This window comes from Burkholderia sp. LMU1-1-1.1, from assembly GCF_040675865.1.
GTDB lineage: Bacteria > Pseudomonadota > Gammaproteobacteria > Burkholderiales > Burkholderiaceae_D > Rugamonas.
Map to the genome: position 1 here is coordinate 229,377 of NZ_JBEGHG010000012.1, position 24,842 is coordinate 254,218.

Below are 24,842 nucleotides of genomic sequence, written 5' to 3' on the forward strand. Positions count from 1 at the left end.
GTCATGTTTGAAAAGAAGTTGATGGCGGGTTGGGGCGATATGGACTTCAACAGCCATATGCGCAATACGGCGTTCATGGACAAGGCGGGCGATGTCCGTATGCTGTTCCTGTCGGAGCATGGCTTTCCGATGAGTGAATTGATGCGCCTTAAAATCGGCCCGGTGGTGATGAAGGACGAAATCGCGTACTTCAAGGAGGTCATGCTGCTCGACGAGATCACCGTGACCCTGGGCGTGGCCGGACTGGCGCCGGACGGCAGCCGCTGGCAGCTGCGCAGCGACGTGATACGCCCGGACGGCAAGCTGGCGGCGCGCATCACCAGCACCGGAGGTTGGCTCGACTTGAACGCCCGCAAGTTGATCGCCCCGCCGGCCGCCTTGCTGGCCACCTGGCAGATCCTCGCCCGCACGGACGATTTCCAGGAACTCAATTCCAGCATCAAATAAGCACTGACCCCGGAGTTGGGTGTGGTGTAGCGCACGGCTGCTGCAATCAAGATTGCCGTATGATATGGAAATTATTGTTCATACGGCTAGCCTGTGCTTCGATACGAGTTGATCAGTTGCCATGACTGCGGGGTGCTGCACCAGTACCGCCCCGTACGGCCGCGCGAGAAGGCGCGCTGCGTGCGCTGTGGCTCCGTTCTCTATCGCGGGATCCATTCTGATCCCAACCGCATGGCCGCCATCACCCTGGGCGCCATCGTCACCTTCCTGATCGCGCAGTTTTTCCCCATCGTCGAGCTGCAAATCGGCGGCTATAGCACCAGCGCGACCTTGCTGGGCTCCATCCGCGTGCTTTGGCATGAGCAGATGCAGCTGGTGGCGGCGGTGGTGTTCCTCTTTACGATGTTGCTGCCGGCGGTGGAACTGGGGGCGCTGTTTTATGTGACGATGTCGCTGCACGCCGGCCGCCGCCCTCCCGGCTTCGATCATCTGCTGCGCGCCATCGGCGCGGCGCGGCGTTGGGGCATGACCGAGGTGCTTATGATCGGTATCCTGATCACCATCGTCAAGATGACCTCTCTCGCGCAGGTTTTGCTGCAACCGGGCCTGTTCGCCTTCGGCGTGCTGACCCTGATGCTGGCCATCGTGGTCTCCTTCGATCCCAAACACCTGTGGAATATCGGCGAGCATCTCCCGGGCCCCGGCGGGCCACGAGCGTCGCAACGTCAGTTCCAGTACAAGGCGGTGCCCGGCGGCGCCCATCTCGAGGCCTGCCATAGCTGCGGACTGGTGGCGTCGGTGCCGCGCGCGGCGCGCCATCAGCGCTGCGAGCGTTGCGGCGCGGCGCTGCACCGGCGCCGTCCCGACAGCGTCGGCCGCACCTGGGCTTTTCTGCTGGCGGCCACCATCTTGTATATCCCGGCCATGCTGCTGCCGGTGATGTACACCGATTCGCTGTTCGGCAAGGAGGACGATACGATCATCAGCGGCGTTATGCTGTTCTGGAACAGCGGCTCGCAGGCGTTGGCGATCATCATTTTCATCGCCAGTATCGTGGTGCCGGTGCTGAAGCTGGCGGCGCTGTCGTTGCTGGCGCTGACGGCGCAGACCCGCTCGCGCTGGCGCCCGCAGCAACGCACGGTGCTCTACCGGATCGTGGAGTTCGTCGGCCGCTGGTCGATGCTCGATATTTTTGTCATCACGCTGACGGTGGCGCTGGTGCGCTTCCAGACGCTGGCGGTGATCACGGCCGGACCCGGCGCGATGGCGTTTTGCGCGGTGGTGGTGCTGACGATGCTGGCGTCGATGCAGTTCGACCCGCGCCTGATATGGGATGCAACCGATTCAAATGGAGAACAACATGCCTGAAAACGAAGGCGGCCAGCCGCCCCTGCACGAGCCACATGTGGAGAAGGCCAGCCGCTGGCTGCCTTCTCTGGTATGGCTGATTCCCCTGCTGGCGGCATTGATCGGCGCCGGCCTGGTGGTCAAGTCCTTCATCGACCGGGGCCCCACGGTGACGGTGAGCTTCCGCAGTGGCGACGGCCTGGAACCCGGCAAGACCAAGGTCAAGTTCAAGGACGTCGACATCGGCCTGGTGCGCTCGATTTCGCTGTCGCGCGATCTGTCCAAGGTGCTGGTCACCATCGACATGAGCAAGGAAGCGTCGCGTTTCACCGCCATCGACACCCGTTACTGGGTGGTGCGCCCGCGCATCGGCGCCAGCGGCGTCTCCGGGCTCAATACCCTGCTGTCTGGCTCCTACATCGGCGTCGACGCCGGCAAGTCGGAGGAGACCAAGAGCGAATTCACCGGCCTTGAGCAGGCGCCCCAGGTGGCGTTCGACGAGAAGGGCAGCTATTTCACGCTGCACGGCGAGACCCTCGGTTCGATCGACGTCGGCTCGCCGATCTTCTATCGCCGCATCCCGGTCGGACAGGTGGCCGCCTACGATCTGGAGACCAAGGGACGCGGCATCAATATGAAGGTGTTCGTCAAATCGCCCTACGACCAGTATGTCGGCAAGGGCACGCGCTGGTGGCATGCCAGCGGCGTCGACGTGCGGCTCGATTCCAACGGTTTCAAGGTCAACACGCAGTCGCTGGCGGCCTTGCTGGTCGGCGGTATCGCCTTCGAGAGCATGAACGGGCAGAAGCCCGCCACCGCCGCGCCGACCGGCAGCGAATTCCTGTTGGCGGCCGACCAGGCCAGCGCGCTGCGCGAGCCCGATGGCCCGCCGATCACCACGGTGCTGTATTTCGACCAGTCGCTGCGCGGCCTGTCGCAGGGCGCCAGCGTCGATTTCCGCGGCATCGTGCTGGGCGAAGTGCGCTCGGTGGGCGTGGAGTTCGATCCGGTCAAGAAGTCGTTCCGCATGCCGGTGACGGTGGATATGTATCCGGCACGCCTGGGCCGCGCCTTCCAGAAGACCGTCGACGAGGACCAGCGCAACAGCGCCGGCTCGCAGGTGCTGGAGCGGATGGTGGCGCGCGGCCTGCGCGGCCAGCTACGCACCGGCAATCTGCTGACCGGCCAGCTGTACGTGGCGCTGGACTTCTTCCCGAACGCGGCGCCGGTCAAACTTGACCTGAGCAAGGAGACGGTGGAGCTGCCGACGGTGCCCAACAGCCTGGACGAACTGCAGACGCAGCTCGCCAGCATCGCGCGCAAGCTGGATAAGGTGCCGTTCGACGAGATCGGCGTCAATCTGCGCGATACGCTGAAGAGCGCCAATGTGCTGCTCAAGCAGCTCGATGCGCAGGTGGTGCCGGAGATGAAGGATACGCTGGGCGCGGCGCGCAAGACCTTCGCCACCGCCGACCAGATCCTGCAGAAGGATTCGCCGGTGCAGTCCGATTTGCGCGAGGCCTTGCAGCAGCTGACGCAGACGATGCAATCGCTGAACGCCTTGTCCGATTATCTGGAACGCCATCCGGAATCGCTGTTGCGGGGCAAAGGCAGCAAGCAGGATAAATTGGGAGAGAAGAAATGACGCAAATGACCAATCGACGTACCCGCCCTGGGCTGGCGATATCGACGGCTGCGCTCGCGCTTGCGCTGGCCGGCTGCGCCAGCACGCCGCCCGAGCATTTCTACAGCCTCAGTAACGGCATGGGCGTGGCGCAGAAGGCCGATACGCCGGCCGCCGGCTACTACATTGAAGTGCCGGCGGTGACGGTGCCGCAGCAGGTAGCGCGCAACCAGATGGTGGTCACGACGGGCGCCGGCAGCATCGATCTGCTGGAGTACGACCGCTGGGCCTCGCCTCCGGCCGCGGAGATCGGCCAGGCGTTGTCGCTGGCCATTTCCGGCGAGCTGGGAACCATCGACGTGTTCCGCACGCCGTCGCCGGACGGCGCGCCGGTCTACCGCATCAGCACCAACGTGCAGCGCTTCGAATCGGCGCCCGGCAAGTACGCGCTGATCGACGCGGTGTGGAGCGTGCGGCTGGTGGGCGGCACCAAGGTACTTACTTGCCGCAGCGTCGCCAACGAGGAAGTCGGCGCCGGCAACGACGCGCTGGTGGCGGGCCACCGCCGTGCCGTCGTTCGCATCGGCGCCGATATCTCCAAGGCCGTGCGCGCGCTCGCCGCCGGCGGCAACGCTGGTTGTTGAACGCACTCCTGAACTGGGAATCTGAAAATATATGGGACAAATTTACCTGGTGCGCAGCGGACAAGCGTCCTTCGGCAGCGCCAATTACGATCAACTGTCGGAAACGGGATACGGGCAGGCGCGCCTGCTGGGGAAGTGGTTCGCCAAAGGCGGGCAGCCGTTCCACCGGATGATCACCGGCGGCATGGCGCGGCACCAACAGACCGCCGACGCCTGCCTGGCGCAGATCGCCAGTGCGCAACTTGAAGGGGCGGATTGTCTGACCGACGCGGGCTTCGCCGAATTCGATCATCACGAGGTGATGCTGCGGCACTGCCCTGAGTTTGCCGATCCCGTCACTTTCCAGGAGCTGCTGTCCCGTTCAGCCGACCCGCAGCGCGCGGCGGAGCAGCTGTTCCGGGGCGCCATGCAGCGCTGGATGACTGGTTGGCACGACGACCAATACGCCGAAGCCTGGCCGGATTTCCGCCGGCGTGTGGTGTCCGCGCTCGAGCGCCTCGATCAGCCGGACAGTAAGCGGACCACCATCGTTTTTACCTCCAGCGGCGTGATCGCGACGGTGATGCAGCATGTGTTGGGGTTCCAGGATTTTCAGGTGATGGAGATGACGTGGAAGCTGGCCAATTGCGCCGTCACCCGGCTGCTGCATCGTCCGGGAGAATTCGGTCTGAGTTATCTGAACAATTATTCGCACCTGGAGCAACCGGACCAGGCCAACATGGTTACCTATCGCTGACGTCAATGCCACGACGCCGGTCGACAGTCAGTCGGCTGGACTTTGCTTTCGCGAGACCAGCACGTCGCCCGGCGCCGGCCGGCCGCTGTCCTCGTCGAGCGGCAGACTCATACAAAGGCGCACGCCCGTCTCGTCTTCGTCCCAGACGTTGCCATGCAAACTTTTGTCCGAGCCCGCCGGTGAGCACATCGGCATGTTCCCGTTCGGCGGCCGGCCGGTGTTGGCCTCGATGCGTGCCCGCACAATGACTTCGCCCGCATCCTCGTCCGGCTCTTCGACGTGGGTGATGACCAGCTTGAGCGGCTCGTCCCGCAGCAAGCCGCGCAGCGCCATCGGCAGTTCCTCGCGGGCCGGGGTGGGGCGGTCTTCGTCATCCTGGGGTATCCAATAATCCATGCCCACTTTGCGCAGCGGGTAGGCGGAACCTTCCACCATGTCATTCCAATCGAGGGAGTCGGCGACGTCGGTCAGGTCTTCCACGCGAATCAGCATCGGATATTCGCCTCCGCAGAGATAGAACATCTGGTCCGAGGCCACGTCCCGGTGGCTGTCCTCGTCCTTGTCGATATCGACAGCGATGAGCGGGTCTCCGTCATCGGACAATTGCCTGCTGTAGGTACCGTTGTACAACCGTGGCGGTGTCGATTGCTGGTCGCGCGGGTGGGTGGTCCAGCAGATCAACGCGCACTTGCCATCGGGCGCAAGGACCAACACCTGATAGCTGCAAAGGTAGGCGTTGAAGTAGAAGCCCGTCACCGCGCCGGGCCGGGCGCCCGCGATGGCACGTTCGAGCGCCTGGATCTCGTCGCTGAACGCCTTAGGCAAGGCTTCTCCCAACGTGCCCGGCGACGGATAGTCGAAGTCCGCTTCCGCCTGCATCGACTCGAATAGTTCGCGATACATCACCAGCGCATCCACCCTAGTGTAACGCGTCAGTATGCCGCTTAGCGACTGATCCAGTTGATACACCAGGCCGGCTTCCAGCGTGCCGGCGGTTTCCGCCGCGTGCTGGAGCGGCTCGATGGGTATCAGGTCGTCGAGCCACTCTTCATTGGTGAATTGCTCGTTAAAGCACTCCACGAAATCCCAGCTCAAGACAGTGGCGTCCCGCTCGAACACGTCGAGGGCTGAAATATCCTCGTCGGTATCGGTCAGCTTGCGGTAGTAAAGCAGCGTGCCGAAAGGCGTCATCAGCACCGGAATACGCCTTGTCTCGTCCTGCCCGGGATCTATCCAAAGATCGAACGTCGCCTGCCAGGTGTCGGGGTTCAGCAGCCACAGTGCCCGTTCGCCGTAATAGCCCAGGCCATGCACACGCCACAGTTCCAGCAAGGCCGCCGGAAGCAGATTTTCATAGCGCTTGATCAAGGCCGGATCGGCAGGACGGTTTGCGGTGTAAGGGAGATTGGCGTCGACGAACGCCTGCAATGCGATGGGTGTGGACACGGGACGTTCCTCGGAGGGGCGATGCCCGCCATCTTGCCTGAATAGCCATAAAAAGGCCACACGCTTGCACGCGCCGGGCTGCCGTTTGGATTTGCCGTGGGCTGTATGAGCATACAGTATAATTAAGTTATGCTTACTCCCGCAGATCCACCTTCACAGCAAGGATTTATCCTGACCCGCCATTGGCGCGACGCGCCCAATGGGACGGAGATCGAGTTTTGGCTGGCGACCGATGACGGCCCCAGGAAAATCCGCCTGACGATGCAAACCTCGGTGGCCTTCGCCGAGGCGCGGGAGCGCTCGGCCATCGAGGCGCTGCTGGACAAGTCGGACGGCATCGAGCTGCGCGAGCTTAAGCTCAAGACCTTCGAGCAGGAACCGGTCGTCGGCGTTTATTCGTCCCGCTACAAACAGCTGACGGCGCTGGAGCGCACGTTGCGCGACCACGGCATCAAGATGTACGAGGCCGATATCCGTCCCCCGGAGCGCTATCTGATGGAGCGCTTCATCACCGCCGGGGTGCAGGTGGAGGGTGGCCGCGTCGACGGCATGACCATCCGCGACTGCAAACTCAAACCCGCCCCCGACTACCGTCCCAAACTCAAGATGGTGTCGCTCGATATCGAAACCAGCGCCTACGAGGATTTGTATTCGATCGCGCTCGAAGGCTGCGGCCAGCGCCAGGTGTACATGCTTGGCGCGCCTCCCGCCGAGGCGCCGGGCGGGATCGACTTCGACCTGGAATACTGCGCCACGCCGCGCCAGCTGATCGAAAGGCTTAACGCCTGGATGGCGCGCCACGATCCCGATGTGCTGGTGGGCTGGAACGTGGTGCAGTTCGACCTGCGCGTGTTGCAGAAGAACGCCGACAAGCACAAAATCGCGCTGGCCTTGGGCCGCGAGGGCAAGACCATCGAATGGCGCGAGCATCCAGGCAAGCAGGGATACATGTTCGCGCCGGTGGTCGGCCGCGTCGTCCTCGATGGCATCGACGCGCTCAAGGCGGCGTCGTGGATGTTCCCGTCGTTTAGCCTGGAGAACGTCTCGCAGGCCATGCTGGGCGAGGGCAAGGACATCGGCGACGTCTACGACAAGATGGCGGAAATCGAGCGCCGCTTCCAGGAGGACAAGCCGGCGCTGGCCCATTACAACCTGAAGGACTGCGAGCTGGTCACGCGCATCTTCGACAAGGCCAACCTGCTGGCCTTCATGATCGAGCGCGCGACGGTGACCGGTTTGCAGGCCGACCATCTGGGCGGTTCGATCGCTGCCTTCGGCCACCACTATCTGCCGCGCATGCACCGCGAAGGCTATGTGGCGCCGAACGTGGGCGACATCTCCGGCGGCGCGTCGCCGGGCGGCTTCGTCATGGATTCCAAACCCGGGCTGTACGACTCGGTGGTGGTGCTGGACTACAAAAGCCTGTACCCGTCGATCATCCGCACCTTCCTGGTCGATCCGGTCGGCCTGATCGAGGGCGAGATCGCCGCAGATCCGGCGACGATCGTGGAGGGCGTCAACGGCACAGTGTTCTCGCGCGAGAAGCACTGCCTGCCCGAGATCACCACGCAGATCTGGAAGCAGCGCGACGCCGCCAAACGAACGAAAAACGAGCCGCTGTCGCAGGCGCTGAAGCTGTTGATGAATTCCTTCTGCGGCGTGCTGGGCGCGACGGAATGCCGTTTCTTCAATCCGCGCCTGGTCTCTTCGGTCACCCTGCGCGGGCACCAGATGATGAAGCAGACCCGCGAGCTGGTCGAGGCGGAGGGTTATGACGTCATCTACGGCGACACCGATTCGATCTTCATCTGGCTCAAAAAGGAATACAAGAACGCCGACGCGCTGGACATCGGCCTGCAACTGGCGAACAAGATCAACGCATGGTGGCGCTCGATGTTGAGGGACAAGCACGGCCTGGAATGCCATCTCGAGATCGAGTTCGACACCCACTTCCAGAAGTTCTTCATGCCGACGATACGCGGCACGGAAACGGGCAGCAAAAAGCGCTACGCCGGCCTGACCGTCAACGCCAAGGGCGAGGAAGAGGTGATTTATCGCGGCCTGGAAGTGGCGCGCAGCGATTGGACGCCATTGGCCCAGCAGTTCCAGAAAGGGCTGTTCATGCGCATTTTCAAGGACGAACCGTACCAGGACTTCGTGCGCGACTACGCGCGCAAGACGCTGTCGGGCGATTTCGACGAGCTGCTGGTTTACCGCAAGCGGTTGCGCCACCGGTTGGACGAGTACAAGGTCAACGTGCCGCCGCAAGTGCGCGCCGCGCGTCTGGCCGATGAATACAACCAGTCGCATCAACGTCCGCTGCGTTATCAGAACGGCGGCTGGATCAGCTACGTGATGACCACCGGCGGCCCGGAGCCGCTGGAGGCGATGCGTTCGAATATCGATTACGACCATTATTTGACCAAGCAATTGCAGCCGATCGCCGATTCGATCCTGCTGCCGATGAAGGACAGTTTTTCCAGCCTGACCACCTCACAAGCCAGTCTTTTTTAAGGGAGCGACCATGAACGATTTCAAGAAACTGCACGACGGCAGCAAGCTGCTGCACCTGCCCAATGCATGGGATGCGGGCAGCGCGCGTTTGTTCGAGAGCCTTGGCGCGCCGGCCATCGCGACCACCAGCGCCGGCGTGGCCTGGGCCGCCGGCTACGCCGATGGCGACAACATGCCGGCCGATGTGGCCATCGCCGTCGCCATCAACATGGCGCGCGTGCTGACGGTGCCGCTGTCGGTCGATCTGGAAAACGGGTACTCGGACGATGCGGACGTCGTCGCGCAAAATGCGATGAAGCTGGTCGACGCGGGCGTGGCGGGGATCAATCTGGAGGATGGCGGGGGCACGCCGGAGGCGCTGGCCGCGAAGATTGCCGCGATCAAGAAGGCGGTTGCCGCATCGGGCAAGGAACTCTTCATCAATACCCGCACCGATGTTTATCTGAGGGGCCTGGCGCCGGAAGGCGAACGCGTGGCGGAGGTGTTGAAGCGCGCCGCGATCTATAAGGCTGCTGGAGCGGATGGTTTGTTCGTGCCGGGTATTTGCAAGATCGATGAGATCAAGGCCGTCGTCGCCGGCGCCGGCTTGCCGGTGAATGTGATGGACTGGCCGGGCGTGCCGTCCGCCGATGAATTGTACAAGCTGGGCGTGCGTCGTTTGAGCGCCGGTTCCGGCATACCGCAGGCTTTGTGGGCCGTTGCCGCCGATATGGCGACGGGTTTCCTGGCCACCGGCAGCGCCGGTCCGTTGATGGACAAGGCGATGCCGTATGGTGAGTTGCAGGCGTTATTTACTAAAGCTTAGCGCGTTGCCGGGACTGGCGCCTTTGCCCGGTTATCGAAGCTATACGCGCCGGCGCCGAACGCCACCACTTGCAGCAAACCACCGGCCATCGCGAAGTTCTTCAGCAGATGGATCATCTGATTCTGGTCGCCCACCGCGTTGTGGAAGGCCAGGCCGGTGACGATCGAGAACACCGCCAGCCCCGCCGCCACAAGGCGCGTTTTCACACCTAAAACCAGCAGCAAGCCGCCGCCCAGCTCCACCCCGATGGCGATCGCCAACGCCAGCGGCGCGAACGGCAAACCGGTCGAGGCGATATAGCCCATCGTCGCGGCGGGTGCGGCCAATTTACCGATGCCGCTGATGATAAAGATCGCCGCCAGCAGCACGCGGCCGATGACAGGGATGACAGAGGTGTTTGGATTGATGGTGTTCATGGTGTTTCCTTTCGAGGTTTAATTTAAGTGGGTCGTTTGTACAGCACTGCTTACATCAATTTCGCGGAGCGCAACTGCGCGCCGATACGTTCAATTTCGCGTTCGCCCTTGACCAGCGCGGCCTGGCTGGTGTGCACCGAGTAGTAGCCGGTCACCAAGTCGTACGGGTGCTTCACGGCCGAGCCGAGGACGAATTCGGTGGCGCCTTCGGCGACGAAATCGATAGCCTCGTTCCCTTCGGCGAACACCGCGACCTCCTTGCCGATCGTGGTGCGGCCGGTGCGCAGCGCGCCGCTGGCGACCGATACCCAGGCCACGTCATGGCCGGCGGGCGGCGTGTAGGTCCAGCGCTCGCCGTCGCCCAATTTCACATGCAGATAATTGATCGAGGCGCGCGGCCGGATGGCGCTGACCGCGCCGGCGTAGCTGCCGATGATCACCCGCGCCGGCCCCACGCTTTGCACTTGTTCAGCCGCCAGATACTGGCTGTGCGCCGGGCCGTTTTCGTCTTCGGCCGGCAGTGCGAGCCACAGCTGGAAGCCGGTCACGCTGCCACCCGCGACGGGGCCGCCGTCGTGCCAGACGCCACCGCCGGCGTTCATCCATTCGACACCGCCGGCGGCCAGTTGGCCTTCGCTACCGGTGGTCTCGCGGTACTGCACGGCGCCATTCATGACCACGGTGACGGTGGCGATGCCCGAGTGCGGGTGCATCCCCATCATGTGGCCGCTCGTCGCTTCCATATGGAACAGGTCGAGGAAGACGAAAGGCTTGATCAGCTGGCCGACGTCGCCGGGGCTGACCAGGCGGGTGATTCCGCCACGGCTGTGGCCGGCGGTGCGGTGGATCAGATTGCGTTGTGTAGGCTGGTTCATGTTACGGCTCCTTGTATTGGCGGGCACATGTTTGTCAGTGCATGGGATGAATCATAGATATCGTCGATCCATCTGAGAAGCCTATATAATTAGATATATAGTATCCACGGAGTAGATGCATGCTTGATGCGATGTCGCTGGACCAGTTGCGCACCTTTATCGCCGCGGCGGAGGAGGGGAGTTTTTCGGCCGCCGGCCGCAAGCTGCGCCGCGCGCAGTCGGTGGTCAGCACCACCCTTGCCAATCTGGAGCAGCAGGTCGGCTTCCCGTTGTTCGAGCGCACCGGCCGCTATCCGCAATTGACGGAGGCGGGCAGGGCGCTGCTGTCCCAGGCCCGGCAGGCGGTCGATAGCATGGACGCGTTCAAGGCCAGGGCGCGCACCCTCGCCGAAGGGCTGGAGCCGGAGCTAGTGGTGGCGGTGGATGTGATGTTTCCGATAGCGACGCTGACGGCCGCCGTGCAGGCGTTTCACCAAGCCTTTCCCGGCACGCCGTTGCGGCTGTATGTGGAGGCGTTGGGCGCCGTGCTGCAGCCTCTGCTGGACGGCAACTGCCGGGTGGCGGTCATCGGTAGCTTGCCGGATATCCCGGATGGCTGCGCATCGGAATTTCTGCTCAGTGTGGCTGCGGTGGGCGTGGTCGCGCCCAGCCATCCGTTGGCGGCGTTGACGGGGCCGATATCGCGCGCGGTCGCCGCCGAACACGTGCAACTGGTGCTGACGGACCGCTCCAGCCTGACGGCGGGACGCAACTTCGGTGTGATGTCGTCGACGACCTGGCGCCTCGGCGACCTGGGCGCCAAGCACGCCTTCCTGAGGGCGGGTCTCGGCTGGGGCTATATGCCGCTGCACATGGTGGAAGACGAACTGCGTGACGGCAAGCTGGTCGAGATACGGCTGGAGGGCCAGCCCGGCATCGGGGCGGGCTTCTCCATGCACGCGCTGCACATGAAGGAGTTCCCGCCCGGCCCCGCCGGCAGGTGGTTCGTCAACCAGCTCAAACTTTAGAACATGCTGGCCGTCGGCCGCACGATGATCTCGCTCACGTCCACGTCGGCCGGCTGGTCGATGGCGAACTGGATCGCGCGGGCGATCGCCTCCGGCTTGATCGAGATCTGGCGGAAGGCGCGCATCTCCTCGCGGCCGCCCGCGTCGGAAATCGAATCGGCCAGTTCGGACTCCACCACGCCCGGCGACACCACCGTCACGCGGATGTCGCCGCCCACCTCCTGCCGCAGGCCCTCCGATATCGCCGCCACCGCGAACTTGGTGGCGCAGTAGACGGCCGCCGTCGGGCTCACCGTGTAGGCGCCGATCGACGCCAGGTTGATGATCTGGCCGCTGCGCTGTTTCTGCATCAGCGGCAAGGTGGCCGCGATGCCGTGCAAAACGCCGCGAATGTTCACGTCGATCATCCGGTTCCACTCGTCGACCTTGAGCGCCTCCAGCTTCGACAGCGGCATCACGCCAGCGTTGTTGATGATCACGTCGACACGGCCATGGCGGTCGACGGCGGCGTCGACGAAGCGCTGCATGCTTTCCTGGCTGGTCACGTCAAGCGCGTACACGCTGGCCGAGCCGCCGGCCGAGCCGATCTCGACGGCCAGCGCCTCCAGGCGGTCGGTGCGGCGCGCGCCCAGCACCACATGCATGCCCTGGGCCGCCAGATGTTTGGCGGTGGCTTCGCCGATGCCGCTGCTGGCGCCGGTGATCAGGACGACTTTGTTCGATGCGTTGTTGATTGCGTTGTTCATTTTCTGCTCCTTGTGGTTGAAATGCGATGGAGCCAGTATGGGCAAATAGAGGCGTCGCGAAAATATCGGATCGTCTGTCTACCTTGCCTAATCCTCCAAAACAGTCACGCGATGCCTCAAACCCGCTTGTAGCGAAATAGAAACATTCACAACCACACACGGTTAGCGACAAAACGCGCGATTTTTACTTTTTCCAAACGGACAAATTTGCTCTTCCAGGCAAATACTTCCTCATAGGGAAGTTGATACTTTTAATCATCCTCTGAAACTTTTTGTTACAGTTTCTTGTCGGAATATCACATATTTCCACAGAAACTTGGTTACATTTCACTTACAAAATAGTTTCATGCAAGCTTTGACAGCTCAGGTCGCCAGACACAGAATCGGCCTCACACCCGCTTAAGAAAACATTAATTCTGATGTGCTCCGAACCCGGTATCCGGCCAAACGCCGGACGCCGGAAAGCGGGTGTGGTGTTAGCGCTATCTCTCTAACTGTCTGATAAAAAAGGAAGACTCATGACTTTGAATAAAGCAATGATGGCTTTGACGTTGTCGCTGGCCGGCGGCTTGGCGATGGCCGCGCCGGGCTCCTCGTTCGTCGATTTTTCCAGCGGTGCGCAAGGGTGGGAAGGCATGCAGCCGGCGGATGGCGTGGGCGGTTCCGGCATCGACCCCAACCTGGGAAACGGGGCGCCGGCCTTGCACACCGTGATGGAGAACTTCGGTATCAGCTTCAGCAACAGCACCAACCAATCCTACCTGGGCGATTACGGCAAGCTTGGTAGCGTCACCATCGGCCTGGACGTCGTGGCCAATTCGATCCGCTACTTCGGGCAGGAAGTTTCGCGCCACATGGTCGTCGAACTGCGCGACTACGGCAACACCCCGCAGGGCATGCCATACACCAGCGTTTGGTACGATCTGGGCACGATCGACTACACCAAAGGCTGGCAGCATCTGTCTGTAACTATCGGTGATACGACTTCGACCGCTCTGCCGACCGGCTGGGGCGGTTACGGTTCTTCCGATGACGCCGCCGGCCCCGGCCTGCCACCAGGCCGCAGCTTCGCCGACGTGCTGTCCAGCATTGACGAACTGGTGTTCACCACCTACGTCCCCGGCTATATGTACGGTTTCACGGACTTTGATGTAGCCGTCGACAACATCTCCGTCAGCGCCGTGCCGGAGCCCTCGACCTACGCCATGCTGCTCGGCGGCCTGGGCATGGTGGGCTGGATGAAGCGGCGCAAGTCGCGCGCGGCCTCGTCGGCGACATTGGCCTAAGCCCGGTCGCCGTTCCAGGCGGCTAAAACACTGATCGGATCGGAGAGTGGGGCCCCGCTTTCCGATTGCACGATGCTACAAACATCGTTCAGGCGCGTCGCTGCACGCCATCCGTGACAGATGAAATTTTCAGTCATGACATAATCGCTGGATCCTCTACTACCGAAGGGCACGGCGTGAGCAAACTCTTTTCCTCCTTTAAGATCGGGCCGCTGGAGCTGGCCAACCGCATCGTCATCGCGCCGATGTGCCAGTATTCGGCCGAGCAGGGCAGCGCCACGGACTGGCATCTAATTCACCTGGGAAATCTGGCGCTGTCCGGCGCCGGCCTGCTGATCCTCGAGGCCACCGCTGTCTCGCCCGAGGCGCGTATCTCCCCGGCCGACCTGGGTTTGTATTCCGACGACAACGAGCAAGCGCTGGCCCGCGTGCTCGACGCGGTCCGCAAGCACTCGGACATGCCGATCGGCATCCAGCTCGGGCATGCCGGACGCAAGGCTTCTTGCGCCGCGCCATGGGACGGCGGCGCGCAATTGGCGCCGGACGCGGGTGGGTGGACCACCGAGGCGCCGTCGGCGATGCCGTACGCGGCCACGGACCGTCCACCGACCGCGCTGGACGACGCCGGCCTGGCGCGCGTGCGCGAGGCGTTCGCGCAAACCGCGCGCCGCGCGGCCCGGCTGGGGTTGGACATGGTCGAGGTGCACGGCGCGCACGGTTATCTGCTGCACCAGTTCCTGTCGCCGCTGTCCAATCAGCGCACCGACCAATACGGCGGCTCGCTGGAGAACCGCATGCGCTTCCCGCTGGAGGTGTTCGACGCGGTGCGCGCCGCCTTCCCGGCGGACAAGCCGGTCGGCGTGCGCATCTCTGCCACCGACTGGGTCGAGGGCGGCTGGGACCTGGCCCAAAGCGTGGCGTTCTCCAAGGCGCTGGCCGCGCGCGGCAGCGCCTATGTGCACGTGTCGAGCGGCGGGTTGTCGGCGCAGCAGAAGATCGACGTGGGACCGGGCTACCAACTGCCGTTCGCGCAGGAGATCAAGCGCCAGGTCGAGGTGCCGGTCATCGGCGTCGGCATGATCACCACGCCGGAACAGGCCGAGACGGCGATCCGCGATGGCAGCGCCGATCTGGTGGCGCTGGCGCGCGGCATCCTGTACGACCCGCGCTGGCCGTGGCACGCGGCGGCCGCGCTCGGCGCGCAGGTCAAGGCGCCCAAGCAGTATTGGCGTTCGCAGCCGGCGGCGTACAAGAACCTGTTCGCGACCGGGAAGTGATTTATTCCACGCCGATTTACGCGAAGCCGCTGTCGCCCAGGGCGCGCTTCGGATAATCGACGAAGGACGTGATGCGTGACGACAGCGTGGTGTTGCGGTAGTGGACCGCGTTGATCGGTGGATGCACTCGGCATGCTTTTCCCGAACCGCTATCCCGAAGCGGATTTGCCACTGGATTAACCTCCGGTCGATTCATGCGCGCCGTGCATAACGGCATTCGGGTTCGCGGTCTACTTCCCGGCCCTGGTTGAGACTACAGTCGAGTCATCGACGATTACTCAAACAGGAGCACGACATGAACGATATCGACATCCCGATTGACCACGGAACCGAAGAAAACGAAGGCCTCGATCTTAGCCGCCGCAATATGGTGAAGCTGACCGGCGGCGCTGGCGCGCGGGACACGTGGACTTGTATGACCGGACCAGGCTCATTCCATTCAATAAGCTGGCCAATTTCTTCACGCTGCACTTGAAATAGGGCGCCGCCGACGGCGCGAACATGGCCGATTACGGCGTTCCGCCTAATCCGCCCTACGTGTCTCCGTGGTCGGGTCTTGGCAGCTGAATAGTGGAGGATCCACGTAGGGCGGATTAGCGTAGCGTAATCCGCCAATGCGTGGTCCGTTGTTTACTTAGCCCTGGTAGCGCAGCGCGTCGATGACCAAGGTGAAGGCGCGCGATGGATGGCGCCTCGACAGATAGTAGGCGTGCAATCCCGGGAACGGGCGGCACCACTCCTTCATCACGCTGACCAGCCGCCCGTCCCGGACGTATGGCTCGGCGAATTCCGCCGTCACAAACGCCAGGCCGACACCGCTCACCGCCGCGTTCAGCATTTGATAGGCGCTGTTGAAGGTGGCCTGGCCGCCGACCTTCACTTCGATCGGCTGGTCGCCTTCACACAGCTCCCACGCGTACACGCCGCCGTTGGAGGACAGGCGCAAGGTGATGCAGTTGTGCTGTAACAGTTCCTGCGGCGATGTCGGTGTGCCGCGCCGTTTGAAGTAGTCCGGCGAGCCGACGATCGCCATCGGCGCGTCGGCCGTCAGGCGCACGGCGATCATGTCCTGCTCGACCTGGTCGCCCCAGCGCACGCCGATGTCGAAGCGCTCGGCCACGATGTCGTGCATCCGGTAGTCGGAGTTGATCTCGATGCGCAGATCGGGGTATTGCGGCAGCAGGTGCGCCACGCGCGGCCACAGCACGCTGTCGATGACGTGGTCGATGGCGGTGATGCGGATCAGGCCCGCCGGACTGCCACCGAGGTCGCTGATGGCGGCGATCTCCGCCTCGATCTCGGCGAAGCGCGGCGCCACGGTCTCCATCAGCCGCTCCCCGGCCTCGGTCGGGGCGACGCTGCGGGTGGTGCGCGCCAGCAGTTGCACGCCCATGCGCGCCTCCAGTCCGCGCACGATGTGGCTCAGCCCCGACTGCGACATGCCCAGTTTGGCGGCCGCGCGCGTGAAGCTGCGCTCGCGCGCCACCTCGAGGAACACAAGGATGTCGTTGATGTTTTCGCGGGCCATTTGGGCGCTTCCGGGTGGGGTGATCTTGCATTCTAGCAGTTGAGCCGCTTCGCCCGGAGGGGCGCGATTGATGATTTTCCTGCATAAACCCTAGCAAATCCGCATGGCGCGCGGGCCTCCCGATGCCGCTACCATGCCCGATTGGAATTGGAAGGACTAGGAACAATGGAAATCGTGAGCAACTCCCTACCGAAGCAATCTTTCACCGGCCAGCCCGCCTGGAGCGCGGTCGGCGCGATGGCGATGTGCGTGGCGCTGCTGATCGCCTCCGAGTTCATGCCCGTCAGCCTGCTGACGCCCATCGCCAGCGACCTGGGCGCCACGCAGGGCATGGCCGGCCAGGCGATCTCCATCTCGGGCCTGTTCGCCGTGGTGACCAGCCTGTTGATTCCGGCCATCGCCAGCCACTTCGACCGCCGCCACGTGCTCATGGCGCTGACCGGCGTGATGCTCGCCTCGCTGGTGCTGATCGCCTGCGCGCCGAATTTCGCCGTGCTGATGGTGGCGCGCTCGCTGTTGGGCGTCACCGTCGGCGGATTCTGGGCCCTGGCCACGGCGACGGTGATGCGTCTGGTTCCAGCCGAGTCAATTCCCAAGGCACTCGGCTTGATGTACACGGGTAATGCCGTGGCGGCGGCGTTCGCCGCGCCCATCGGCAGCTACTTCGGCGCCATCATCGGCTGGCGCGGCACGTTCTGGGCGCTGGCGCCGTTCGTCGTCGCCAACCTGGTGTGGCAGTGGATCAGCCTGCCGTCCATGCCGCCGCAGGCGGCCAATCCGGTCGGCAAGGTCCTCGGGTTGCTGAAGCGCCCGAATGTGGCGTTCGGCATGGCCGGGGTGATGCTGTCGTTCGCCGGCGCGTTCGCCACGTTCACCTACCTGCGGCCCTTCCTGGAGACCTACACCGGGGTGACGGTGCCGCAGTTGTCGATGCTGCTGCTGGGCCTGGGGGCGGCCGGTTTTCTCGGCACCTACGCCGCGACGGTCATGCTGGGCAGCCATTTGTATGGCTTGTTGCGCTGGCTGCCGCTGGCGCTGGGCGCTGTCACCCTGGCGTTGCTGGCCGTCGGCCATGTGTTCTGGGCGGTGGCGCTCGCGCTCGTCGCCTGGGGCGCGCTGAACGCGGCGATTCCGGTGGCGTGGTCGACGTGGCTGAGCAAAGGCATCGCCGACGAGCCGGAGAGCGGAGGAGGGCTGCTGGTGGCGGCGATCCAGCTGGCCATCATGCTCGGCGCCGCGCTGGGCGGCGTGCTGCTGGACCACTTGTCGATCACGGCCACCTTGATCGGCGGCGCGCTCATGCTCGGGATTTCTTCGATCGTCGTCGGCGATGGCGCCCGGCTCAAACCGCGAGGGGCGGCGTGATGCGACGATACACTCTACTTTTTTGTTCGATGACCACGACGATGTCCCTCATGGCGGCCGCTTCCGCGCACGCCCAACAAATCCGGATGACCGTGGACGGGCAGGTCATCGCCGCGACCCTGGTGGACAACCCGACCACGCGCGACTTCGTCTCCAGGTTGCCGCTCACGCTGACGCTCGGCGACTATGCCGGCACCGAGAAAATCGTCTATCTCGATCGCAAGCTGTCCACTGCCGGCGCGCCCGCCGGCGCCACGCCGACGGTGGGAACCATAGCCTACTACGCGCCGTGGGGCAACCTGGCCTTCTACTACAAGGATTTCGCCTACTCGCCGGGACTGATCCCGCTGGGACGCATCGACACCGGCCTGGCCGCGTTCAAGCGCGCAGGCGACATCAAAGTAAAGATCGAGCTGGCCGAATAGCCCCGACCCGTATTTCCCCACGCTTTTTCACCTGAACAAACACAGATCGGAACCCCATGGACAATTCCAGCGAGATCAAGATAACCCGGCGCGAGTTGCTCATCGCCGGCGCGATGTCGGCGACGGCGGTGGCCGTGCCCCTGGCGCATGCCCAGGAGCGCGTGGCCACGGATTTCAGCAACGCGCCCTTCATCACCAAGGTGTCCTTGCGCGTCAACGACAAGCCGCACACGCTGCACCTGGACACGCGCACCACCTTGCTCGACGCCTTGCGCGAACACCTGCACCTGACCGGCACCAAGAAGGGCTGCGACCACGGTCAGTGCGGCGCCTGCACGGTGATGGTCGACGGCCGCCGCATCAACTCCTGTCTCACCCTGGCGGTGATGCACGAGGGCGCGCAGGTCACCACCATCGAAGGCGTGGGCCAACAGGACAAGCTGCATCCGATGCAGGCGGCGTTCATCAAGCACGATGGCTACCAATGCGGCTACTGCACGCCGGGACAAATCTGTTCGGCCATCGCGGTGCTCGATGAAATCAAGCAGGGCATCCCGAGCCATGCCAGCCCGTCGCTGACGGTGCGTCCGCTGCTCAGCGCCGACGAAATCCGCGAGCGCATGAGCGGCAACATCTGCCGCTGCGGCGCCTACGCCAACATCCTCGACGCCATCGTCGAAGTGGGAGGTGCGGCATGAAGGTCTTCACTTATCAGCGCGCCGGCTCGCCGGTGGAGGCGGCCGTCGCGGCGGCCACGGTTCCAGGCGCCCGCTTCATCGCCGGCGGCACCAATCTGCTCGACCTGATGAAGCTCGAGATCGAAACGCCGGCGCATCTGGTCGATGTCAACGGCCTGGGTCTGGACCGGATCGAGCCGACCGCCGACGGCGGCCTGCGCATCGGCGCGCTGGTGCGCAACACCGAGCTGGCGGCCGATGCGACGGTGCGGCGCGACTACGGCGTGCTGTCGCGCGCCTTGCTGGCGGGCGCCTCGGCGCAGCTGCGCAACAAGGCCACCACCGCCGGCAACCTGCTGCAGCGCACCCGCTGTCCCTATTTTTACGACACCAACCAGGCATGCAACAAGCGCCGGCCGGGCAGCGGGTGTTCCGCCATCGGCGGTTTTAGCCGTTCGCACGCCGTCATCGGCGCCAGCGACACCTGCATCGCCACCCATCCAAGCGACATGGCCATCGCCATGCGCCTGCTCGACGCGCAGGTCGAGACGGTGCGGCCGGACGGCGCCGCGCGCACGATTCCGATCGCCGACTTCCATCGCCTGCCCGGCGCCACGCCGCACATCGAGACGGCGCTGCTGCCGGGTGAGTTGATCACCGCCGTCACCCTGCCCAAGCCGCTCGGCGGCCAGCACCTGTACCACAAGGTGCGCGACCGCGCCTCGTACGCGTTCGCGCTGGTGTCGGTGGCGCTGGTGGTCCAGCGCGACGGCAGCGGGCGGGTGGCAGTCGGCGGCGTGGCCCACAAGCCGTGGCGGGTGGAGGAGGCCGACCGCTTGCTGCCGCGCGGCGCCGGCGCCGTCGCCGAGCGCCTGCTGCAAGGCGCGCGCACGACCGACGAAAACGCCTTCAAGATCCCGCTGGTGCAACGCACGCTCGCCGCCATGCTGGCCGACGCGAAGAAAGGGTAATGCCATGAAATTCGATAAAGCCGCCACCAACAATCCGATCGACCAGCTCAAGGTCGTCGGCCGTCCGCTCAACCGCATCGACGGCGCGCTCAAGACTACCGGCGCGGCCACCTACGCGTACGAGCAGCACAAGGCCGCGCCCGACGCCGCCTATGGCTGCGTTATCGGCGCGGCCATCGCCAAGGGCCGCATCGAATCGATGGACCTGGCCGAGGCGCGCCGCGCGCCCGGCGTGATCGCCATCGTCACCGCCGAATCGGCGGGCAAGCTGGGCAAGGGCAATTTCAACACCGCCAAGCTGCTCGCCGGGCCGGACATCGAACACTATCACCAGGCCATCGGGCTGGTGGTGGCCGAGAGCTTCGAGCAGGCCCGCTCGGCCGCGCAGTTGGTCAAGGTCAGGTACGCGGAAGAAAAGGGAAAATACGACCTGGCCGCCGTGATGTCGACGGCCACCTTGCCCAAGGACGCCCCGCCGGCCATCGGAGATTTCGCCGGCGTTTACGCCGATGCGCCGGTTCGGCTGGACGCCGAGTACACCACGCCCGGGCACACGCACGCGATGATGGAGCCGTACGCGTCGATCGCGGCGTGGAAGGGCGACCAGCTCACCGTGTGGACCTCGAACCAGATGATCGACTGGACCCGCACCGACCTGGCCACCACCTTGGGCATACCCAAGGAGAAGGTGCGACTGGTGTCGCCGTTCATCGGCGGAGGTTTCGGCGGCAAGTTGTTCCTGCGTTCGGACGCCGTGCTGGCCGCGCTGGGCGCGCGGGCCGCCAAGCGGCCGGTCAAGGTGGCGTTGAGCCGCCCGTTCATCGCCAACAACACCACGCACCGGGCCTCGACGATCCAGCGCATCCGCATCGGCGCCACGCGCGACGGCGCCATCACCGCGATCGCCCACGAGACGTGGACCGGCAACCTGCCCGGCGGCAGCCCGGAGGACGCGGTCCAGCAAACCCGCCTGCTGTACGCCGGCGCCAACCGCTTGATGGCCACGCGCATGGCGTTGCTCGATCTGCCCGAAGCCAACGCCATGCGCGCGCCGGGCGAGGCGCCGGGCCTGATGGCGCTGGAGATCGCGATGGATGAAATGTCCGAGAAGCTCAAAATCGATCCGGTGCGTTTCCGCATCATCAACGACACCAAGGTCGATCCGGAAAAGAAGGACCGCCACTTTTCGCAGCGCAGCCTGATCGAATGCCTGCGCACCGGCGCCGAGCGGTTCGGCTGGAAGAACCGCCAGGCGCAGCCGGGCAAGACGCGCGACGGCCGCTGGCTGGTCGGCATGGGCGTGGCGGCCGCCTTCCGCAACAATCTGTTGCTGAAGTCGGGCGCGCGCGTGCGGCTCGACCGCGACGGCCGGGTGACGGTGGAAACCGACATGACCGACATCGGCACCGGCAGCTACACCATCATCGCCCAGACGGCGGCGGAGATGCTGGGCGTCGGCATGGACAAGGTGAGCGTGCGCCTGGGCGACTCGGCGTTCCCGGTGTCGTCGGGTTCCGGCGGCCAGTTCGGGGCCAACTGCTCGACCGCCGGCGTCTACGCGGCCTGCGTCAAGCTGCGCGAGGCGGTGGTCCTGCGCCTCGGCCTGGGCGCCGGCGAGGCGCTGTTCGCCGACGGCCAGGTGCGGGTCGGCGCGCGCACCGCGCAGCTGGGGCGGGCGGCGGAAAGTGGCGAGATCGTCGCCGAGGACAGCATGGAGTACGGCGACCTGGATAAGAAATTCCAGCAATCGACGTTCGGCGCGCATTTCGTCGAGGTGGGCGTCGACGCCGCCACCGGCGAGGTCCGCGTGCGGCGCATGCTGGCCGTGTGCGCTGCGGGCCGCATCCTCAATCCGAAGACCGCGCGCAGCCAGGTGATCGGCGCGATGACGATGGGCGTGGGTTCCGCCCTGATGGAGGAGCTGGTGGTCGACAAGCGCGCCGGCTTCTTCGTCAACCACGACCTGGCCGGCTACGAGGTGCCGGTGCATGCCGACATCCCCAAGCAGGAGGTGATCTTCCTCGACGAGACCGACCCGCTGTCGTCGCCGATGAAGGCCAAGGGGATCGGCGAACTGGGTCTGTGCGGCGTCGGCGCGGCGATCGCCAACGCCGTCTACAACGCCACCGGCGTGAGGGTGAGGGATTATCCGGTCACGCTGGACAAGCTTCTTCCAGGCCTGCCGCCGGTGTAAATCCCCACGTCATCCCGCCTCGGATCCTTGGGCGCGGATGTAATCGATGAACGCGCGCAGCTTGGGCGTGACGGTGCGGCGGTTGGGGTAATACAGCGCCAGGCCGGGAAACGCCACCGCCAGATCCGCCAGCACCACCTCCAGCGTACCCGCGTGAATATTGCGCGCGACAAGGGAGCGTGGCAGCCTGAATAGGCCAACTCCCTGCTCGGCGGCGTGGATGCAGGCGACCACGTCGTCCAGTATCAGCGGGCCGCGTATGGAGACCACGCGGCGCTCGCCGGCGACGTCGAACGTCCATTCGTCCAGCAGCATGTCGGCCTGGCGGAAGACGATGCACGGCATGCGGCCGATGTCGTGCGGCAGTGAAGGACGGCCGTAGCGCGCCAGCAGCGACGGCGCGCCGACTACCACGTTTGGTTCCTCGCCGTTGAGCGGCACGGCGACCATGTCCGCCTGTACGAACGAGCGCGGACGCACGCCGGCGTCACAGCCCTCGGCGACGATGTCGACCAGCCGGTCGTCGCCGATCAACTCCAGCCGCAGCCCGGGATGGGCGGCCAAAAAGCCCGCCACGTAACGCTCGGTCAGCATCGGCACGCTCGGCCTGGGCACGCTGATGCGCAGCACACCGGTGACTGAACTCCCCAGGCTGCGCGCCGATTCTATCCCTTGCAGCAGCTGTTGCGCGGCCGGCCGCACCTGCATCAGCAGCCGCTCGCCGGCCTCGGTCAAGGCGACGCTGCGGGTCGTGCGCACCAGCAGCGCCACGCCTATCCGGTCCTCAAAAACCCGGATCGCCTGGCTGACGGCAGATGGCGTGACGCCCAGGCGCCGCGCGGCGGCACGGAAACCGCCTTCCTCCGCGACCGCCAGAAACACCACCACTCCGTCCAGATCATTGCGTCCAATTGTGTAGTTCATCTGCGCAGCATGCTGGCGTATGGGACGGATGTCAACATCGGATCGGGTGATTGTTTAGTTTTTCTACACAGCTTGATCGCCCGTGACCGGATTGTAGTGGCCGTCCGTATCGGTGAGACTACGATTTTTCCACACCGATCAAGGAACCATCATGACTTCAGCAAGCAGCGATTCGCGCGTCTACCGTATCGAGAAAATCCGCGTCGGCGTCGACGGCCTGGTGGCCGGCGTCGCGCCTATCCCCACCGCCGGCCCTGGCGAAGTGCTGGTGCGCGTGCGCGCCACGTCGCTGAACTTCCGCGACCTCGCCATCCTGGACGGCAACTACATCGTGCCGGTGCCGCCGGGGCGCATTCCGGTGTCCGACGCGGCGGGCGAGATCGCCGCCGTCGGCGCCGGCGTCACGACGCTCAATGTCGGCGACCGCGTCGCCAACGCTTTCTTCCCCGAGTGGTTAGAGGGACCGTTCGTCGGCCACTACGCCGGCTACTCGGCCGAGCTGGAAGGTTGGCTGAGCGACTACCGCGTGGTGCCGGCTGAAACGCTGATCCGCTTCCCCGATAGCCTGGGCTTTGAAGAAGCGGCGACCCTGCCTTGCGCCGGCGTGACGGCGTGGACGGCCTTGAAGGGTGTGCGTCCCGGCGAGACCGTGGTCACGCAAGGCACCGGTGGCGTGTCCTTGTTCGCCCTGCAGCTGGCCAAGGCGATGGGCGCGCGCGTGATCGCCACCACCTCCAGCGACGACAAGGCCGTGCGGCTGAAGGCGATGGGCGCGGACGACACCATCAACTACAAGACCGAGCACGATTGGGCGCAACGGGTGCGCGACCTGACCGGCGGCCGGGGCGCCGACCGCATCATCGAAGTGGGCGGACCGGGCACGTTCGCCCGGTCGGTGAGGGCGATCGCGGCGGGCGGGCAGGTGTCGATGGTCGGCATCCTGGCCGGCATGGAGGGCGGCGTGGACTTCCTGTCCATGTTTATGAGCCAGGCGCGCTACCAGCCGGTCGCCATCGGCAGCCGCGAGGATCTGGGCGATCTGGCGCGCTTCGTCGTGCGGCACGCGATCCGCCCGTCGATCGATAGCAGCTGGGATTTCGACGATGCCAAAAACGCCTACGGGCGGCTGCTGACGCGCAGCGTGTTCGGCAAGGTCGTGATCAAGCATTGACCCGGCGCCGAATCAGGCGCCGGCCGCCTGCTTGAGCTGGCGGTCGAAATCGGCCGGATCGAAGTAGTCGCGCCAGACGGTGATCTCGCCGTTTTCGACGGTGACCGTGCCCATGACGGGCAGCGTGATTGTGCCGCCGTTCTTGTGGCGGAAGATGTCGATCCGCTCGTTGAGGACGACGTTGCCGGCCGCCGCGATATGCGTCACCCGCCAGTCGACCAGGAAGTCGGTGCCGATGCCGAAGCCGCGATGGAACGCTTCGACGCCGGCGCGGCCGACGATGTCGGGGAAGGGCACGTTGTCGTACAGGACGTCCTCGGACAACATGGCCAGCGCCTCGTCCACGCGGTTGGCGCTCCAGTGCGCGAAGAAGGTTTCGGCGATCCGCACCGGGCTGTCGGTTGGGTTGGTGTTCAT

24 protein-coding genes and 1 pseudogene are annotated in these 24,842 nt (G+C 64.7%); 17 read left to right on the top strand and 8 right to left on the bottom strand.

What is annotated here, in order from left to right:
- The first annotated feature begins 3 nt into the window (after nucleotides 1-3).
- From MRBLMU1_RS12875 to MRBLMU1_RS12895, 5 genes are all read left to right on the top strand, one after another.
- Nucleotides 4-447 (top strand): thioesterase family protein, encoded by a 444-nt coding sequence (locus tag MRBLMU1_RS12875; protein ID WP_363501879.1) that lies wholly within the window; start codon nucleotides 4-6, stop codon nucleotides 445-447.
- Nucleotides 448-540: 93 nt separating this feature from the next.
- On the top strand, nucleotides 541-1,815 hold the full coding sequence (locus MRBLMU1_RS12880) for a paraquat-inducible protein A (protein ID WP_363501881.1): 1,275 nt from the start codon (nucleotides 541-543) through the stop codon (nucleotides 1,813-1,815).
- On the top strand, nucleotides 1,808-3,439 hold the full coding sequence (locus tag MRBLMU1_RS12885; protein ID WP_363501883.1) for an intermembrane transport protein PqiB: 1,632 nt from the start codon (nucleotides 1,808-1,810) through the stop codon (nucleotides 3,437-3,439). Before MRBLMU1_RS12880 ends, MRBLMU1_RS12885 begins: the two co-directional genes overlap by 8 nt.
- Nucleotides 3,440-3,444: 5 nt before the next feature.
- Nucleotides 3,445-4,062 (top strand): PqiC family protein, encoded by a 618-nt coding sequence (locus tag MRBLMU1_RS12890; protein WP_363501885.1) that lies wholly within the window; start codon nucleotides 3,445-3,447, stop codon nucleotides 4,060-4,062.
- A gap of 31 nt (nucleotides 4,063-4,093) precedes the next feature.
- The gene (locus MRBLMU1_RS12895; protein WP_363501887.1) at nucleotides 4,094-4,798 is read left to right on the top strand and encodes a histidine phosphatase family protein; all 705 of its coding nucleotides are present in this window, start codon (nucleotides 4,094-4,096) and stop codon (nucleotides 4,796-4,798) included.
- 27 nt (nucleotides 4,799-4,825) lie between these two features.
- On the opposite strand, the gene MRBLMU1_RS12900 is transcribed toward MRBLMU1_RS12895, so the two are convergent.
- The gene (locus MRBLMU1_RS12900; protein ID WP_363501889.1) at nucleotides 4,826-6,244 is read right to left on the bottom strand and encodes a GAD-like domain-containing protein; all 1,419 of its coding nucleotides are present in this window, start codon (nucleotides 6,242-6,244) and stop codon (nucleotides 4,826-4,828) included.
- A gap of 129 nt (nucleotides 6,245-6,373) precedes the next feature.
- Here MRBLMU1_RS12900 and MRBLMU1_RS12905 point away from each other — a divergent pair, with 129 nt between their 5' ends.
- Both MRBLMU1_RS12905 and MRBLMU1_RS12910 read left to right on the top strand, forming a co-directional pair.
- Complete coding sequence (locus tag MRBLMU1_RS12905) at nucleotides 6,374-8,758, top strand: DNA polymerase II (protein ID WP_363501891.1); 2,385 nt, start codon at nucleotides 6,374-6,376, stop codon at nucleotides 8,756-8,758.
- A gap of 10 nt (nucleotides 8,759-8,768) precedes the next feature.
- Complete coding sequence (locus tag MRBLMU1_RS12910) at nucleotides 8,769-9,563, top strand: isocitrate lyase/PEP mutase family protein (protein ID WP_363501893.1); 795 nt, start codon at nucleotides 8,769-8,771, stop codon at nucleotides 9,561-9,563.
- Here the strand turns inward: MRBLMU1_RS12910 and MRBLMU1_RS12915 are convergent.
- Entirely contained in the window at nucleotides 9,560-9,979 is a 420-nt protein-coding gene (locus MRBLMU1_RS12915) for a DoxX family protein (RefSeq protein WP_363501895.1), read from the bottom strand. The genes MRBLMU1_RS12910 and MRBLMU1_RS12915 overlap by 4 nt on opposite strands.
- A 50-nt stretch (nucleotides 9,980-10,029) precedes the next feature.
- Nucleotides 10,030-10,854 carry a pirin family protein gene (locus MRBLMU1_RS12920; protein ID WP_363501897.1) on the bottom strand — a complete coding sequence of 275 codons (825 nt, stop codon included), beginning with the start codon at nucleotides 10,852-10,854 and terminating at the stop codon, nucleotides 10,030-10,032.
- A 119-nt stretch (nucleotides 10,855-10,973) separates the two neighbouring features.
- Here MRBLMU1_RS12920 and MRBLMU1_RS12925 point away from each other — a divergent pair, with 119 nt between their 5' ends.
- Nucleotides 10,974-11,861 carry a LysR family transcriptional regulator gene (locus MRBLMU1_RS12925; protein WP_363501899.1) on the top strand — a complete coding sequence of 296 codons (888 nt, stop codon included), beginning with the start codon at nucleotides 10,974-10,976 and terminating at the stop codon, nucleotides 11,859-11,861.
- Here MRBLMU1_RS12925 and MRBLMU1_RS12930 read toward each other — a convergent pair.
- The gene (locus MRBLMU1_RS12930; RefSeq protein WP_363501901.1) at nucleotides 11,858-12,607 is read right to left on the bottom strand and encodes an SDR family oxidoreductase; all 750 of its coding nucleotides are present in this window, start codon (nucleotides 12,605-12,607) and stop codon (nucleotides 11,858-11,860) included. The two genes, MRBLMU1_RS12925 and MRBLMU1_RS12930, sit on opposite strands and share 4 nt — an antisense overlap.
- Nucleotides 12,608-13,125: 518 nt before the next feature.
- Between MRBLMU1_RS12930 and MRBLMU1_RS12935 the strand changes: the two genes are divergently transcribed.
- Both MRBLMU1_RS12935 and MRBLMU1_RS12940 read left to right on the top strand, forming a co-directional pair.
- Nucleotides 13,126-13,893: a PEP-CTERM sorting domain-containing protein gene (locus tag MRBLMU1_RS12935; RefSeq protein ID WP_363501903.1), complete on the top strand. Its 768-nt coding sequence runs from the start codon at nucleotides 13,126-13,128 to the stop codon at nucleotides 13,891-13,893.
- Nucleotides 13,894-14,069: 176 nt separating this feature from the next.
- Nucleotides 14,070-15,170 (top strand): NADH:flavin oxidoreductase/NADH oxidase, encoded by a 1,101-nt coding sequence (locus tag MRBLMU1_RS12940; RefSeq protein ID WP_363501905.1) that lies wholly within the window; start codon nucleotides 14,070-14,072, stop codon nucleotides 15,168-15,170.
- A 16-nt stretch (nucleotides 15,171-15,186) separates the two neighbouring features.
- Here the strand turns inward: MRBLMU1_RS12940 and MRBLMU1_RS12945 are convergent.
- Nucleotides 15,187-15,297: pseudogene (locus MRBLMU1_RS12945) on the bottom strand (LysR family transcriptional regulator); the annotation flags it as partial.
- 168 nt (nucleotides 15,298-15,465) lie between these two features.
- Between MRBLMU1_RS12945 and MRBLMU1_RS12950 the strand changes: the two are divergent.
- Entirely contained in the window at nucleotides 15,466-15,645 is a 180-nt protein-coding gene (locus tag MRBLMU1_RS12950) for a hypothetical protein (RefSeq protein WP_363501907.1), read from the top strand.
- Nucleotides 15,646-15,804: 159 nt separating this feature from the next.
- Here the strand turns inward: MRBLMU1_RS12950 and MRBLMU1_RS12955 are convergent, their stop codons facing one another.
- Nucleotides 15,805-16,698, bottom strand: coding sequence for a LysR family transcriptional regulator (locus MRBLMU1_RS12955; protein ID WP_363501909.1), 894 nt, complete (start codon nucleotides 16,696-16,698; stop codon nucleotides 15,805-15,807).
- A gap of 165 nt (nucleotides 16,699-16,863) precedes the next feature.
- On the opposite strand from MRBLMU1_RS12955, the gene MRBLMU1_RS12960 reads away from it, so the two are divergent.
- Genes MRBLMU1_RS12960 through paoC form a run of 5 tightly spaced genes read left to right on the top strand, consistent with a single transcriptional unit; the run spans nucleotide 16,864 to nucleotide 22,330 of the window.
- Nucleotides 16,864-18,063 (top strand): MFS transporter, encoded by a 1,200-nt coding sequence (locus MRBLMU1_RS12960; RefSeq protein WP_363501911.1) that lies wholly within the window; start codon nucleotides 16,864-16,866, stop codon nucleotides 18,061-18,063.
- A gap of 50 nt (nucleotides 18,064-18,113) precedes the next feature.
- Entirely contained in the window at nucleotides 18,114-18,488 is a 375-nt protein-coding gene (locus tag MRBLMU1_RS12965) for a cyclophilin-like fold protein (RefSeq protein ID WP_363501913.1), read from the top strand.
- A 56-nt stretch (nucleotides 18,489-18,544) separates the two neighbouring features.
- Nucleotides 18,545-19,186 (top strand): aldehyde dehydrogenase iron-sulfur subunit PaoA, encoded by a 642-nt coding sequence (gene paoA, locus MRBLMU1_RS12970; RefSeq protein ID WP_363501915.1) that lies wholly within the window; start codon nucleotides 18,545-18,547, stop codon nucleotides 19,184-19,186.
- A complete protein-coding gene (locus MRBLMU1_RS12975) occupies nucleotides 19,183-20,136 on the top strand; it encodes an FAD binding domain-containing protein (RefSeq protein WP_363501917.1) in 954 nt (317 codons plus the stop codon). Before paoA ends, MRBLMU1_RS12975 begins: the two co-directional genes overlap by 4 nt.
- Before the next feature lie 4 nt (nucleotides 20,137-20,140).
- The gene (gene paoC, locus MRBLMU1_RS12980; protein ID WP_363501919.1) at nucleotides 20,141-22,330 is read left to right on the top strand and encodes an aldehyde oxidoreductase molybdenum-binding subunit PaoC; all 2,190 of its coding nucleotides are present in this window, start codon (nucleotides 20,141-20,143) and stop codon (nucleotides 22,328-22,330) included.
- Nucleotides 22,331-22,339: 9 nt separating this feature from the next.
- On the opposite strand, the gene MRBLMU1_RS12985 is transcribed toward paoC, so the two are convergent.
- The gene (locus tag MRBLMU1_RS12985) at nucleotides 22,340-23,254 is read right to left on the bottom strand and encodes a LysR family transcriptional regulator (RefSeq protein ID WP_363501921.1); all 915 of its coding nucleotides are present in this window, start codon (nucleotides 23,252-23,254) and stop codon (nucleotides 22,340-22,342) included.
- Nucleotides 23,255-23,405: 151 nt separating this feature from the next.
- Here MRBLMU1_RS12985 and MRBLMU1_RS12990 point away from each other — a divergent pair, with 151 nt between their 5' ends.
- Nucleotides 23,406-24,425 (top strand): zinc-dependent alcohol dehydrogenase family protein, encoded by a 1,020-nt coding sequence (locus MRBLMU1_RS12990; RefSeq protein WP_363501923.1) that lies wholly within the window; start codon nucleotides 23,406-23,408, stop codon nucleotides 24,423-24,425.
- Nucleotides 24,426-24,437: 12 nt separating this feature from the next.
- Here MRBLMU1_RS12990 and MRBLMU1_RS12995 read toward each other — a convergent pair whose 3' ends face one another.
- Entirely contained in the window at nucleotides 24,438-24,842 is a 405-nt protein-coding gene (locus MRBLMU1_RS12995; protein ID WP_363501925.1) for a limonene-1,2-epoxide hydrolase family protein, read from the bottom strand.

Excerpts from the sequence above, each read along its gene's own strand:
- MRBLMU1_RS12875 (WP_363501879.1), top strand. The coding sequence starts at position 4 with ATGTTTGAAAAGAAGTTGATGGCGGGTTGGGGCGATATGGACTTCAAC.
- MRBLMU1_RS12885 (WP_363501883.1), top strand. The coding sequence starts at position 1,808 with ATGCCTGAAAACGAAGGCGGCCAGCCGCCCCTGCACGAGCCACATGTG.
- MRBLMU1_RS12890 (WP_363501885.1), top strand. The coding sequence starts at position 3,445 with ATGACCAATCGACGTACCCGCCCTGGGCTGGCGATATCGACGGCTGCG.
- MRBLMU1_RS12895 (WP_363501887.1), top strand. The coding sequence starts at position 4,094 with ATGGGACAAATTTACCTGGTGCGCAGCGGACAAGCGTCCTTCGGCAGC.
- MRBLMU1_RS12905 (WP_363501891.1), top strand. The coding sequence starts at position 6,374 with ATGCTTACTCCCGCAGATCCACCTTCACAGCAAGGATTTATCCTGACC.
- MRBLMU1_RS12910 (WP_363501893.1), top strand. The coding sequence starts at position 8,769 with ATGAACGATTTCAAGAAACTGCACGACGGCAGCAAGCTGCTGCACCTG.
- MRBLMU1_RS12915 (WP_363501895.1), bottom strand. The coding sequence starts at position 9,979 with ATGAACACCATCAATCCAAACACCTCTGTCATCCCTGTCATCGGCCGC.
- MRBLMU1_RS12920 (WP_363501897.1), bottom strand. The coding sequence starts at position 10,854 with ATGAACCAGCCTACACAACGCAATCTGATCCACCGCACCGCCGGCCAC.
- MRBLMU1_RS12925 (WP_363501899.1), top strand. The coding sequence starts at position 10,974 with ATGCTTGATGCGATGTCGCTGGACCAGTTGCGCACCTTTATCGCCGCG.
- MRBLMU1_RS12930 (WP_363501901.1), bottom strand. The coding sequence starts at position 12,607 with ATGAACAACGCAATCAACAACGCATCGAACAAAGTCGTCCTGATCACC.
- MRBLMU1_RS12935 (WP_363501903.1), top strand. The coding sequence starts at position 13,126 with ATGACTTTGAATAAAGCAATGATGGCTTTGACGTTGTCGCTGGCCGGC.
- MRBLMU1_RS12950 (WP_363501907.1), top strand. The coding sequence starts at position 15,466 with ATGAACGATATCGACATCCCGATTGACCACGGAACCGAAGAAAACGAA.
- MRBLMU1_RS12955 (WP_363501909.1), bottom strand. The coding sequence starts at position 16,698 with ATGGCCCGCGAAAACATCAACGACATCCTTGTGTTCCTCGAGGTGGCG.
- MRBLMU1_RS12960 (WP_363501911.1), top strand. The coding sequence starts at position 16,864 with ATGGAAATCGTGAGCAACTCCCTACCGAAGCAATCTTTCACCGGCCAG.
- MRBLMU1_RS12965 (WP_363501913.1), top strand. The coding sequence starts at position 18,114 with ATGGCGGCCGCTTCCGCGCACGCCCAACAAATCCGGATGACCGTGGAC.
- paoA (WP_363501915.1), top strand. The coding sequence starts at position 18,545 with ATGGACAATTCCAGCGAGATCAAGATAACCCGGCGCGAGTTGCTCATC.
- MRBLMU1_RS12975 (WP_363501917.1), top strand. The coding sequence starts at position 19,183 with ATGAAGGTCTTCACTTATCAGCGCGCCGGCTCGCCGGTGGAGGCGGCC.
- paoC (WP_363501919.1), top strand. The coding sequence starts at position 20,141 with ATGAAATTCGATAAAGCCGCCACCAACAATCCGATCGACCAGCTCAAG.
- MRBLMU1_RS12985 (WP_363501921.1), bottom strand. The coding sequence starts at position 23,254 with ATGAACTACACAATTGGACGCAATGATCTGGACGGAGTGGTGGTGTTT.
- MRBLMU1_RS12990 (WP_363501923.1), top strand. The coding sequence starts at position 23,406 with ATGACTTCAGCAAGCAGCGATTCGCGCGTCTACCGTATCGAGAAAATC.
- MRBLMU1_RS12995 (WP_363501925.1), bottom strand. The coding sequence starts at position 24,842 with ATGAACACCAACCCAACCGACAGCCCGGTGCGGATCGCCGAAACCTTC.